8 protein-coding genes are annotated in these 13,169 nt (G+C 69.6%); all 8 read left to right on the forward strand.

The genetic code is table 11. From position 1 onward, the window contains the following. The first annotated feature begins 35 nt into the window (after positions 1-35). The 8 genes from ACZ63J_RS35010 to ACZ63J_RS35045 all read left to right on the forward strand — a co-directional run bounded on the left by ACZ63J_RS35010 (position 36) and on the right by ACZ63J_RS35045 (position 13,113). Positions 36-6,947 carry an RHS repeat-associated core domain-containing protein gene (locus ACZ63J_RS35010; protein WP_465398999.1) on the forward strand — a complete coding sequence of 2,304 codons (6,912 nt, stop codon included), beginning with the start codon at positions 36-38 and terminating at the stop codon, positions 6,945-6,947. Positions 6,948-7,116: 169 nt separating this feature from the next. Further along, positions 7,117-7,371, forward strand: a complete 255-nt coding sequence (locus tag ACZ63J_RS35015) for a hypothetical protein (protein ID WP_465399000.1) — start codon at positions 7,117-7,119, stop codon at positions 7,369-7,371. Positions 7,372-7,469: 98 nt separating this feature from the next. Continuing rightward, positions 7,470-8,285 carry a leucine-rich repeat domain-containing protein gene (locus ACZ63J_RS35020; protein WP_465399001.1) on the forward strand — a complete coding sequence of 272 codons (816 nt, stop codon included), beginning with the start codon at positions 7,470-7,472 and terminating at the stop codon, positions 8,283-8,285. Next, positions 8,282-8,818 carry a hypothetical protein gene (locus ACZ63J_RS35025; RefSeq protein WP_465399002.1) on the forward strand — a complete coding sequence of 179 codons (537 nt, stop codon included), beginning with the start codon at positions 8,282-8,284 and terminating at the stop codon, positions 8,816-8,818. The genes ACZ63J_RS35020 and ACZ63J_RS35025 overlap by 4 nt, the downstream gene beginning before the upstream one ends. 123 nt (positions 8,819-8,941) lie before the next feature. After that, complete coding sequence (locus tag ACZ63J_RS35030) at positions 8,942-10,333, forward strand: hypothetical protein (protein WP_465399003.1); 1,392 nt, start codon at positions 8,942-8,944, stop codon at positions 10,331-10,333. A gap of 89 nt (positions 10,334-10,422) precedes the next feature. Beyond that, positions 10,423-10,821, forward strand: coding sequence for an ATP-binding protein (locus ACZ63J_RS35035; RefSeq protein ID WP_465399004.1), 399 nt, complete (start codon positions 10,423-10,425; stop codon positions 10,819-10,821). Positions 10,822-10,868: 47 nt separating this feature from the next. Then, entirely contained in the window at positions 10,869-12,077 is a 1,209-nt protein-coding gene (locus ACZ63J_RS35040; RefSeq protein WP_465399005.1) for a L,D-transpeptidase, read from the forward strand. 4 nt (positions 12,078-12,081) lie between these two features. Further along, a complete protein-coding gene (locus ACZ63J_RS35045) occupies positions 12,082-13,113 on the forward strand; it encodes an EcsC family protein (RefSeq protein WP_465399006.1) in 1,032 nt (343 codons plus the stop codon). Positions 13,114-13,169: the final 56 nt, after the last annotated feature.

The following is a 13,169-nucleotide window of genomic DNA, read 5'->3' on the forward strand; positions in this document are numbered from 1 at the left end:
CGCGTCGAGCGCCAACCACACTTAGGCAGGTTGACATGACTCTCGCGCGCTTCACCCGGAGCAGAAGGGCGCTGGCCCTCGGTCTCGCCGTCGTGCTGCTGGGTTCGGCCCAGACCGCGGCGGCGGAAGCCGCGGCCGGCGGCTGGCACGGACTGGGCTGGGACCTGCCCCCGTTGCAGCAGACCCGCTCCGTGGCCGGTGTCGACGGCGGTTTCCGGGCCGCCCCGGCCGCCGCCGCGGCGTCGGTCACGCCGGACAAGGTGAACTGGCCGGCGGCCGGGTCGGTCGACGTCGACCTCGCCACGGCGGCGAAAGCGCCCGCCGGGCAGGCGGTCGGCGTCGCGCGGGCGGCGGCCACCGCGCGCCGCGGCGCGGGCAAGGTCCGGATCAGCACCGTCGACCAGGCCACGAGCGCCAAGACCGGGGTCAAGGGGGTGCTGGTCAAGGTGGAGCCGGTGGCCGGCGACACCAGCGGGCCGGTGACTGTCGACGTCGACTACCACACCTTCGGCGACGCGTACGGCGGCGACTTCGGCGGCCGCCTGCACCTCGTGCAGTACCCGCCCTGCCTGCTGAGCACCCCGGAGAAGCCCGAGTGCCGCGTGGGCACCCCGCTGAGCTCGGACAACAACACCAAGACCCGGCACGTCGCCGCCGACGTCACGCTGCCGGCGGCCCCGGCCGGAGCGCGGCAGAGCACCGCGGCCACCTCGATGCTGGTGGCCGCGGAAGCCGACACCAAGGGCGGCGGCGGTGACTTCGGCGCGACCGACCTGAAGCCGGCCGGCTCCTGGACGGCCGGCGGCTCGGCGGCGGACTTCGACTACTCGTACCCGATCGGCACCCCCGCCGCGCTCGGCGGCACCGGTCCCTCGGTCAGCCTGAACTACTCCTCGGGCTCGGCGGACGGCCTCACCTCCGCCACGAACAACCAGGCTTCGGGGATCGGCGACGGCTGGAGCCTCTCCGGCGGCGGCTTCATCGAACGCCGGTACAAGGGCTGCAGCCAGGACCTCGGCGGCAACAACAACCAGACGAAGACCGGCGACCTGTGCTGGTACAAGGACAACGCGACGATCTCCTTCGCCGGCGCGAACGGTGATCTCATCTTCGACAAGAACACCGGCACCTGGCACCCGCAGGACGACGACGGCACCCGGGTCGAGCGGCTCACCGGTGGCGCCAACGGCGACAAGTTCGGCGAATACTGGAAGGTCACCACACCCGACGGCGTCCAGTACTTCTTCGGCCTGAACCACCTGCCGGGCTGGGCGTCGGGCAAGGCGGAGACCCAGTCGACGTGGACCGTGCCGGTGTTCGGGAACAACGCCAACGAGCCCTGCAACGCCACCACCTACGCCGCGTCCTGGTGCAACCGCGCCTGGCGGTGGAACCTCGACTACGTCGTCGACCCGCACGGGAACGCCGTTTCGTACTACTACCAGCCCGAAACCAACTACTACAGTCTCAACCGCAACGCGTCCACGGCGAACAACCCCGGCACCGTCTACACCCGCAGCGGGTACCTGCAGAAGATCGAGTACGGGTTCAACACCCACGTCGCCGACACGTTCAGCCACGCGCCCGCCCAGGTCCTGTTCGACACGGCCGAACGGTGCCTTCCGAGCGGCACGATCACCTGCGACCCCGGCCAGCTGAACACCGGGACCGCGACGTCGTGGCCGGACGTGCCTTCGGAGACAATCTGCAACCAAGGCGCCGTCTGCGTCTACAACTCGCCGTCGTTCTTCTCCCGCAAGCGCTACACCAAGATCACGACCCAGGTCAGCGACGGTGGCACGGGGTGGAAGCCGGTCCGCGAGTGGGCGCTCAAGCAGTCCTACCCGCCCACCACCGACGGCAACAAGCCGGCGCTGTGGCTGGACTCGATCACCGAAACCGGGAAGATCACGAGCCCGAACACCGTGGGCGCGGCGATCACGCTGCCCGCGACGACGTTCCACCCGAAGCCGATGGCCAACCGCGTGGACCCCGCCAGCCAGTACACGGCGCTGACCCGCAACCGGATCGACGCCATCACCACGCCCCAGGGCGGGCTCACCACGATCAAGTACGCGGACGCCGAGTGCAAACCCGGCGGGCCGATGCCCGATCCGGCGAACCTGAAGAACAACACGCTGTCGTGCTACCCGGTGTACTGGAGCCCGCCCGGCGCGACCGACCCGGTCCTGGACTACTTCACCAAGTTCCGGGTCAGCGACGTCATCGAAGACGCGAACACCACCCAGCAGCCGCAGAAGAAGGTCACCCACTACGACTACCTCGGCGGCGGCGCCTGGCACTACGACGACGACCCGTTCAGCGACCCCAAGTACCGGACGTGGTCGCAGTGGCGCGGGTACGGCGACGTCAAGACGACCACCGGGCTCGGCGTCGAGGGCGGTGACCCCTCCGGTCCGCCAGTGACGACCGAGACGTACTACCTGCGGGGCATGGAAGGGGCGACGGTCACCAGCCCGAACTGGCACGAGTCGGTCACCGACCGCAAGGAGGTCGCCGGCTTCACCCGGGAGACTGTCACCTACCGGGACGGGCAGGTCGTCGGCGGCACGCTGGCCGAGCCGTGGGTCTCGGACGCCACGGCGACCGACGCCGACGGCCGGACCGCGGCCTACACCGACACCGACACCAGCCGGGCCCGCACCTGGCTCGACACCACGGGCACCTGGCGGGTCTCGCGGACGCACACCGCCCACGGGAAGTACGGGCTCGTGACCGCGGTGCAGTCCGAAGGGGACACGAACGACCCGAAGCAGACCAGCTGCACCCTCACGACGTACCTGGAGAACACAGCCGGCTGGCTGCTGAACTTCTCGAGCCAGGTGCGGAAGATCTCCGGGGTCTGCGACGACCGGACGAACCCGCCCGGACCGGGCAACATCATCAGCGACAGCCGGACCTCCTACGACAACCAGGCTTTCGGCGTCGCGCCCACGACCGGGATCATCACCCGGATCGACAGCCTCGACGACTGGCCCGCGGGCGGCGCCGAGAAGATCAAGTCGCCCGCGGCGACCACGGTGTACGACGACTACGGCCGGGTGGTGAGCGCGACCGACGCCCTCGGCCTGACCAGCACGACGGCCTACACTCCGGCCAAGGGCGGGCCGGTCACCCAGGTCGACACGACCACACCACCGGTCACCGGGGTGGCGGGCGCGCCCAAGTTCACGTCCACCAAGTACCTGGACCCGGTCTCCGGCGCGACGGTCGCGAGCAAGGACGCCTCCGGGCTGCGGACCGACGCCACCCAGGACGCCCTCGGGCGTGTCCTCTCGGTGTGGAAACCCGGGCACAGCAAGGCCTTGAACGCGCCGGCGGACGTCACCTACGCCTACAGCGTCAACAACGTCGGCGGCGTCAGCAACGTCGCGACGAAGAGCCTGCTCGCCAACGGGCAGTACGCCACCTCGTACACGCTGATCGACGGGCTCGGCCGCACGATCCAGACGCAGGCGCCGCGCACGGACGACGGCCCCGGCCGGATCGTCACCGACACCTTCTACGACTCCCAGGGCCGCACGTACAAGACCCACAACGCCTACTGGAACAGCGCGGCCCCCTCGGCGACGCTGTACGTCGCCGACGACGCCTCGGTCCCGAACACGACGCTGGCCACCTTCGACAGCGCGGGCAGTCCCCGCAGCAGCGCCTATCTGCTCAACGCCGTGGAGCAGTGGCGGTCGACGACCATCCCGGACGGCGACCGCACGACGACGATCCCGCCGAACGGCGGCACGGCGTCGACCACGGTCACGAACGGGCTCGGGCAGACCGTCCAGCTCCTGCAGTACAAGGACCCCGCGAAGCACACCGCCGGGTCGCCCGCCGACTCGACGACCTACACCTACACCCGCAGCGGCAAGCAGGCCACGGTCACCGACACGACCGGCAAGAACGTCTGGTCGTTCGAGTACGACCTCAAGGACCGCAAGACCTCGTCGACCGACCCGGACACGGGCAGGACGACCTACACCTACGACGCGGCCGGCCGGCTGCTGACCACCACGGACGCCCGCAACCGGCTGGTCAGCTACACCTACGACAACCTCGGCCGCAAGACCGCCGAGTTCGACGGGCCCGCGGCGACCGGCGCCAAGATCGCCGGGTGGACCTACGACACGCTGCTCGCCGGGCAGCCCACGAGCTCGACGCGCTACGTCGGGACCAAGGCGTACACGAAGGAGACCACCGGCTACGACACCGCCGGCCGGCCCACCGGCAGCAAGGTCACCATCCCGGCCGGGGACAAGGGTCTTTCGGGCAGCTACCAGTTCGGCGTCACCTACGAGCCGAACACCGGCGCGGTGCAGACCACGAACACGCCCGAGAAGGGCGGCCTGCCGGCGGAGGAGCTGTCGTTCGGCTACTACGGCAACGGCGCGCCGAAGACCATGCTGGCCGCCAACTCCTCGGGCGGCGGCACCAAGCTGGTCTCGCTCACCGAGTACAACCCGCTCGGCCAGGTGCTGCGGACCGACTTCAACAACGACGACAGCCCGTTCCAGGTCGCGGTCACCAACACCTACACCAACGGCACCAACCGGCTCGAAACCGTCCAGGCGCAGCGTTCGACGTCGTCCGACTACTCGATCGCGAACCGCGCCTACAGCTACGACCAGGTCGGCAACCTCACGAAGGTCGCCGACACCCCGCAGGGCGCGAAGGCCGACGTCCAGTGCTTCCGGCAGGACTACCTGCAGCGGCTCACGGAAGCGTGGACGCCGACGTCCGGCGACTGCGCCGCACAACCCGCCACGGCCGGCATCGGTGGTGCGGCCCCGTACTGGACGTCCTGGACCTTCGACGACACGGGCAACCGCAAGACCCAGGTCCAGCACACGGCCGCCGGAGACATCACGACCGGCTCGACGTACCCGGCGCCCGGCGAGACCCGCCCGCACGCGGTGGAAGCCGTCACGACCACGGGGCCGGGCGGCACGACCGCGACGAGCTACGACTACACGGAGACCGGCAGCACGAAGACCCGCGGCCCGGCCGGCGCGGCGCAGACGTTCACGTATGACGCCGAAGGCCGCGTCGCGACGGCGAAGGAGGCCAGCGGCGCCGAGAGCAGCTACCTCTACGACGCCGACGGCGGCGTCCTGATCACGAAGGACCCGAGCGGGGCAACGCTTTCGTTGGGGGACATGGAGTTGTTCGTCCCCACCGGCGGAAGCTTCGCTTCGGGCACCCGCTTCTACAGCTACAACGGCCAGGTGATCGCGTCCCGTACGTCGTCGACCGGCCTGAGCTGGAAGCTGACGGACCACCAGGGGACCACGTACGCCACGGTCGACGCGGCCAACCTGGCGGTCTCGAAGCGCTGGCAGGACCCGTACGGCGCGAACCGCGGAACACCCCCGCCGAGCTGGGCGGACAAGCACGGTTTCCTCGGCGGCTACCAGAACACGACGGGCCTGACCCACCTGGGAGCCCGGGACTACGACCCGCTGTCCGGCCGCTTCCTGACGGCGGACCCGATGCTGGACACGGGCAACCCCCAGGCGCTGAACGCGTACAGCTACAGCAACAACAGCCCGGTTTCGTTCAGCGACCCGACCGGCCAGATGTGGGGAGCCGAGTGCGGCCCGGACGGCGTCCTGTGCGGCACCGGCGAGGCGATGTCGGACCCGAACTACATCGACAACCGCGCGTATTTCATGAAGCAGCGCGGCTACAGCCAGCAGTCGATCGACAGCTTCCGCAAGATCGCGGCGAACAGCGGTTGTAAGCGCGGGTCCGCGTGCAGCAAGCAGCGAGAGCAGGTACGGGGCCACGTCAAGAAGTACTCCCCGGTGACGAACGACTACCAGCGGCTGATCAGCCTGTGGTCTTCGCTCGCGCAGCAGATCGACGGGCCTCGGGACTTCTGGGCGACAGCGACCGGCAACGGCGAGGAAATGGCCTGCTTCGGCCAGCGCGGATGCCGCATGGCGTGGATCTACCTGCTCGACAGCAAGGGCGACGTGGCCGGCGCGAAGTCCATCGCCGCGCTGTACTGCGTCGAGCACTATGACGAGTGTGCCGGGGAAAAGTCGCTCGACGATCTTGTCAACAACAGCCTGGACGCGCTGGTGGGCCTGGGCGCGATGGGATACGGCGCGGCGCGTAGCAAGATCAGCGGCGAGGACGGCGAAATGGGCGGCCTCCGCGCCGCAGAAGACGACCCGTTGTGCAGTGGCTTCAACAGTTTCACCGGGGACACCAAGGTTCTGATGGCGGACGGGACCGCCAAGGCGATCGCGGAGGTCGAGGTCGGCGATCTCATCGAGAACGCGGAACCGCGGTCGCCGGACCGGCGGACCGACAGCGTGTCGGCGACCTGGGCAACGGATGAGGACCACGAGTTCGTGAGTCTCTCGGTGGTCGACGGGCAGGCTCGGCCGGGAACCGTCGAAACGACCGAGCGCCACCTCTTCTGGGACGCCACGGCCGACCGCTGGGTGTACGCGGGAGACCTTCGGGCCGGTGACCGCCTCTCCATGCCGGGTGGCGAGAACGCCACCGTGTCGGCCGTGTTCCGGCACGGCGGAACCGCCCGAACCTTCAACCTCTCGGTTGCGGGAGTGCACACCTTCTTCGTGCTCGCGGGCGCGTCCCCGGTTCTGGTGCACAACTGCAAACGGGTCAACCTGCCCGCGGCCAAGAAGGTCACCGTCGACATCGACCACATCGTCGACCGGCACACCGTCGACGGGAAGGTGTTCAAGCAGAGCGGCAGGAAAGACCCCTTCCCGGCGGGAATGTCGCCCGAAGCGATCGAGAAGACCGTTCTGCAGGCCTACAAGAACGCATCCATGGCCGGTCCGTCTCAGGGGCCGCGCGTCGTGCTGAGAGGGTCGGCAACGGGGATGCAGATCGAAATGTGGCTGAACAAGGAGACTGCTACGATCGAGACCGCTTATCCGGTGGGAAGAGGTTGACCGCGGTATGGAGCTGAAATGTGATCCCGGCTCACTCGAGGTGGCCCGTTCCGGAGCGATCTGGGGGAGTGTCTGGATCGAGCTCTCCGGCGACCGGGCGTTCCCCGAGAGTCAGTGGAACGACCTCGCCGTCGCGTTCGTCGCGGAATTGCTCTCGGGACTGCGATCCATGATTTCGGGTCGATCCCCGGGCGCCACCATCAGGTTCTTCGACGGTCCGTATTCGGTGGTCTTGTCGACGGCCGGCAACGGGATTTCGGACGTCCGGCTCGTCGGCGGCGGTGAAGTGAGCGAACCCGTCGAGCTGGCTCGATTCGGAAAGCAGGTCGAGAGCGTCGCCGCGGTCCTGGTCGGTGCCTGCCGAGAACGTGGCCTGGCGAAGAACGCCGATGTGGAGCGCTTGATCGGGCTCTTGGCGGCCTGATGCGACCGTTGTCACCTGGAGGCTCGATAGGCGAGGACCCAGCTTTTCCGCCCGCGGCGGGGTTCTCGGTCCGCCTCGTGGACCGAGGGTTCAGCGGAATGCAGGCGCGCTTCTTCGACGCCGCCGGCCGCGATCTCGCCGGGTTCGCGTGGGGCAGCTGGATGGACGTGGCGATGCGGTCGTGGACCGCCGCCGACATCCCGATCGGGACCGTGCAACGGCCCTTCCTCGACGGCGAAGAACGCTTCGACCTGACGATCTGGGAGGACGGCGGCCTGGTCTTCGTCCAGGAGATCGAGCCGGACCGGCACCGGGAGATCGTCCGGTTCACGGTGCCGCGTGACGAATACTTCGCGGCTTGGCACAAGGCCATCGGTGATGCGCGCGAAACGTGCAGCACGTTCTTCAGCCTCGACGACGCCGAGCAGGCCCGCGGCCCGGTCACCCGGCTGGTCCTCGGCCGGCACGGCCTCGACTCGCACCTCGACGACGTCGGCCGGATCCTGCGGTATCCCGATCTCGTCCAGCTCCAGCTGATCGGTTTCGGGCTGGCGGAGCTTCCGGCGGAGATCGGGAAGCTGACGAAGCTGCGTTTCCTCAACCTGGACGTGAACCGGCTGACGGGGCTGCCGGACTCGGTGGGGGAGCTGGCGGAGCTGGAACTGCTGAGCCTGACGGGAAACCGGCTGCACCGGCTGCCGGAGCCGCTGTTCGGACTGCCCCGGCTCCGCGCGCTGAACCTGATCGGCAACCGGTTCACGGCAGCGCCCGAAGGCCTGGCCCGGTTGCCGGCCCTGCGCAGTGTCCGGTTCGACGGCAATCCGTTGCCGGAGCCGGAGTTCGCCCGGCTGCACGCCTGGTTCGACGGTGTCACGGGCTTCGACACCTACTTCGGCCACGGCGCCGGATCGTGAAGGCGCGCCGTTCCGCCGGAACGCAGACCCCGTTCGACCGTCTCGTGCGGCCGGCCACCCCGCAGCGGGATCTCGAGGACTTCGAGGCCGGCCGGACGATCCAGGTGCTGTGTCTCGTGTGGACACTCAACGGCGCGCGACGCTTCGACCTGGACGAACGGAAGCTGGTCCTGGCCAAGCCCGGCCACCTGTACCTGACCAAGGGTGCGCCGGTGGTGTGGCGACGGGCGGCGGCGTCCGACGTGCTGCTGAAGTACCTGCTGGCGGCCGCCGGCGCGCTCGGACTGGTTCGCCACCACGGCAAGCCGGTGCCGCTGCCTCGGCTCGGTGACCGTTTCGACGGCGAAACGTGGCAGGAAAGCCGCGGCGGGAACGCCGTGGTGATCCCGCCGCAGAGCGAGCTGGCGCCGGCCGACCGCGCGATGCGCGGACCGAAACGGGTGGCCTTCGCGGCGCGGACCGCCGACGGCGGGCACGACATCGCAGTACCCGCGGTGGACGTGCCACTGGTCCGGGCGGCCTTGGTGACCTGACCGTTCGGTACGCACCAGGCGCGGGAACGGTTGCCGGACCGGTCGTCCGGAATGTTCCGGCCTCCCGGCGCCGTTCCGGCAGGCCCTAGATTTGCTGCCACCACCCAAAGGGGGAAGAAAACCATGCCTACTGGCAGATTCACGCGGTCAGCCTCCGTGCTGGCCGCGGCACTCGTGATGGCCGGACTGGCCGCCACACCCGCGTCGGCCGTTTCCGGGGCGAACCTCAAGGTCACCGTCGTCGCTGAGCAGGGCCGGTGGCTCTCCGGGGACACCGTCGGGCTCGACGTGACGGTGACCAACATCGGGGACTCCGTCGCCTTCGGTGCGTTCGGCACCGCCTACTCCGAGTCCGGGACGCCCTTCTGGGGCAACCGGAACCAGTGGGGAGACCTCTCGGACGGCGGCACCGGCGCGACCATCGCGCAGGGGGAGACCCGGACCGTGCACCTCACCGGGCAGCTCGGCACGTTCGACGGCGACTCCGTGGTGCACGTCGAGGTCTACGGCGGGCAGGACGTCGACTACAGCGACAACATCCAGCGCGTCACCCTGCCGATGGCGCGCGGCACCGAGCGGGTCGCGGGTGTGCTGTACGGGGACGCGAACGGCGACGGCAAGCTGTCACCGGGCGAGAGCCTGGCCGGCGCCGAGGCGCACTTCATCGGCGTCGGGACGACGTCGGACATGGTCGCCGTCACCGACTCGACGGGCCACTTCTCCTTCGACGGCGTGCCGCTGAGCCGGATGGCCTACCTGTCCTTCCAGAAGGTCCCCGGCGGCTGGGTCGACCAGCCCGTGGGCGAGATGCGGCTCGACGGCCGAGGCGCCTACACGGCACTCGAGGTGCGGGCCGTGCGGCCGCTGTCCGACGTGCTGCACGAAACCCTCACGCTGGACAAGGCGAGCTACGCGCCCGGCGACACCGGCACCGTCACGGTCACGTTGACGAACTCCGGCAGCACGCCGCTGACCGGCCTCTTCCTCAGCTGCGACGCGGGCGGCTTCGGTTCGGAGCTGACGGTCACCGACGACCAGTGGGGCGCGTTCGACTTCCGGCGCCGCGATGGCACGTTGGCCGCCGGCGGGCGGATCGTGCTCACGGCGCACGGCAAGGTGCCCGACAAGGCGGCCTACACCGGCCTGACCGGGCTCGACTGCTCGGCGTCCGACGGTCACACCGGCGGCGCCCCGTACGTCAGCGCCCTGGCCAAGGTCCCCGGCATGCACGCCGACTCCCACGGGCAGGTCTGGCTCGACAAGAACGGCAACAACCAGCCCGACGCCGGCGAAGGCGTGGCGAAGCGGAACGTCGTGCTGCTCGAGAACGGCGTCATCCAGGCGATCACGAAGACCGACGCCAACGGCTTCGCGACGTTCAAGAACGTCCCGGTGGGCAACTACCAGCTGCGGGTCCTGGGGCCGTGGAAGCCGGCCCCGTTCTCCGGCGAGCTTGCCGTCCAAGCCCCGCCGTACGGCGGCGGCGACTGGAGTGAGCAGGTCGTCGCGGGCTGACCGCGCGCACGTTCGGCTTCCGCACAAGCGGGGTATTCCCCGCTTGTGCGGCGCACCGACCGCGCCACCGTGGTGAGAGGCGACTGCCGATGACGACGCACCAGCTCCCCCAGACGGACGAGCAGCTCCGCGTCGTCGCGCTGGAGATCGCCGACGACCTCAGTGAGGTGCCCGCGGTCCGCGCGTGGGCCGAGCGCGTTCTGGGCGACCTGCCGGGACACCAGCGGCGGGTGGCGCTCTTCGTCATCGAGGAACTGGTGACCAACGCGTTGCGCCACGGCGAGCCACCCCGCCAGGTCCGGCTGCTGCGCCGTCCCGGCTGGTTGTGCGTCGAGGTCGACGACGGCTGCCTGGACACGGCCTGCGTCCGCCGTGCGGGAGACGGCGGCGGGAGCGGACTGCGCGCGGTCGCCCAGGTGAGCGTGTCCTGGGGGCAGTGGCAGCGGAGCACCGGAAAGACCGTGTGGGCCGAGATCGTCCTCGGTTGACCGGATCGTTACACAACTTGGGCCGGGGTTGGCGCGTCTAGTGGATCGTGAGAACGATCCGCATCGCCGGGCTCGGCCTGGTGGCCCTCCTGCTGGCCGCATGCAGTGGACAGACCGACGGGACCGCGCAGCCGGTCGGCGCGGCCGGACCGGCCGGGACGTCGACGGCGCCCGGGGTGCCGGCCGCACTGGTGGCGTTCGAGGGCGGGGACCAGCTGAGCCCCAAGGACCCGATCGTCGTCCGGGCGTCGAGTGGCACGTTGCAGACGGTCACGGTGACCAACCCGCAGACCGGCAACGGCGTCAAGGGTGAGCTGTCGCCGGACAAGAAGACGTGGACCAGCAACGACCACCTCCGGTACGCGGCCACCTACCAGGTGGTCGCCACGGCCGTGAACGAGGCGGGCGCGGCCACCGAGCAGCGCGGGGAAGTGCACACGATCAAGCCGGCCGGGGTCGCCACGCCGTCGCTGTTCCAGTCGGCGTCGGGTGACTTCGGCGTGGGCCTGATCATCGGCCTGAAGTTCGACCACGACATCACCGACAAGGCGACGGTGGAGAAGTCGCTCAAGGTGACGTCGTCGCCGGCCCAGGAGGGCGGCTGGTACTGGGTGGGCAAGCGCGAGGTGCACTTCCGGCCGAAGGACTACTGGAAGGCCGGCTCGACGGTGAAGCTCGAGACCGCGAATTTCGGCACGCCGATCGGCGGCGGGCTGTACGGCGGCCAGGACGTCTCGGCCACCTACAAGGTGCACGACTCCTGGGTGGCCAAGGCGGACGGCAAGACGCACCAGATCCAGGCGTTCCACAACGGGCAGCTGGTGAAGACCGCGCCGACCAGCATGGGCAAGACCGCCAACACCCCGCCGCGGGGGCCGACGCCGACCTTCAACGGCACCCACACGGTGCTGGGGAAGGAAGAGCACAAGATCATGGACTCCTGCAGCTACGGCGTCTGCGAGGGCGACCCCGGCTACTACAGCGCGCCGGAGAACTGGAACGTCCGGATCTCCAACGACGGCGAGTACCTGCACGAGAACCTGAAGACGGTCGGCGTCCAGGGCCGGGACAACGTCTCCAACGGCTGCCTCAACATGAACACCGAGAACGCCAAGTGGTTCTTCGACAACTTCAACGTCGGCGACGTCGTCGAGATCACCAACACGGGCGGCCCCCAGCTGTCCATCAACAACGGCCACGGCGACTGGGCGATCAGCTGGAGCGCTTGGCAGGCGGGCAGCGCCCTGCGAGGCTGAGGGTGTGGGCGTCGAGCGGATGAGCCCGTACGAGCGGGCGGCGTGGCAGGACATCGAGCGCTGGCGTGAGGAGCGGCTGGCGGTCAGCGAACGCCGTCTCGTGCCGCAGGGCGTTCGTGAGCGCGTGGCCAGGGGCGGCCGGCTCGCCCGGGGACGGCTCGAGCAGGTGCCGGGCGCGGAACAGCTGACCTCGGTCGTCCAGAACTCGATCGACGGACTGCTGACGTTGGTGAACAAGGCCAGCGAAGCGACGCTGCGGCGGAAGGCGGTCGTCGCGGCGTACGCCAAGCGCGGGCACGCCGTCAGTGAGCTGAGCGACATCCACCGGCTCGACCTGGCCGACATCGACAAGGCCAAGCCGCGCCTGGGTCTGAGCTACACGACGTTCAGCGCGGTCGAGGGCGCGGGCGCCGGCCTGGCGGTCTCCGGCGGCGAGCTGCTCGCGTCAGCCGGCGGCATCCTCGGCGCGGGCGCCGGCGCGGCACCCGGAGCGGGCACGGTGGCCGCGGCGATCGCGGCCGACGCGGTGCTGGTCCTGGGCGCGATGACGAGGGCGATCGCCCACACCGCCGCGTACTACGGCTACGACACCGAGCTGCCTCAGGAGCGGGTCTTCGCGCTCGCCGTCCTCAACTTCGGGATGGCCCAGCAGACCGGCAAGAGCATGGCGTACGTCGAGCTGAACAAGCTGGTGAACGACCTCGCCCGCCGGGCGACGTGGGACCAGCTGAACCGGAACGGCGTCACCCGGATCATCAGGGCGTTCTACGAGCGGTTCGCGATGCGGCTGACGAGGCAGAAGCTCGGCCAGGCCGTGCCGGTGGTCGGAATCATGATCGGCGCCGGCCTCAACGCACGGTTGCTGTCCAACCTGACCAGCGACGCCGAGCACCTGTACCGCGAGCGGTTCCTTCGCGAGAAGCACAGCCTCGAGACGGCCGAGGTGACCGCGGAGGAGGCCGACGTGGACGACGACACGATCCTGATCGCGGAGATCGTCGAGGAAGCCGCCGCGGACGACCAGCCCGGAAGCTGAAACCGGCATCTCCCTATCGCACACGTCGCCTGACCAGCGATGTTCCTCATCGGGTG

Source organism: Amycolatopsis sp. NPDC104863 (assembly GCF_055582965.1).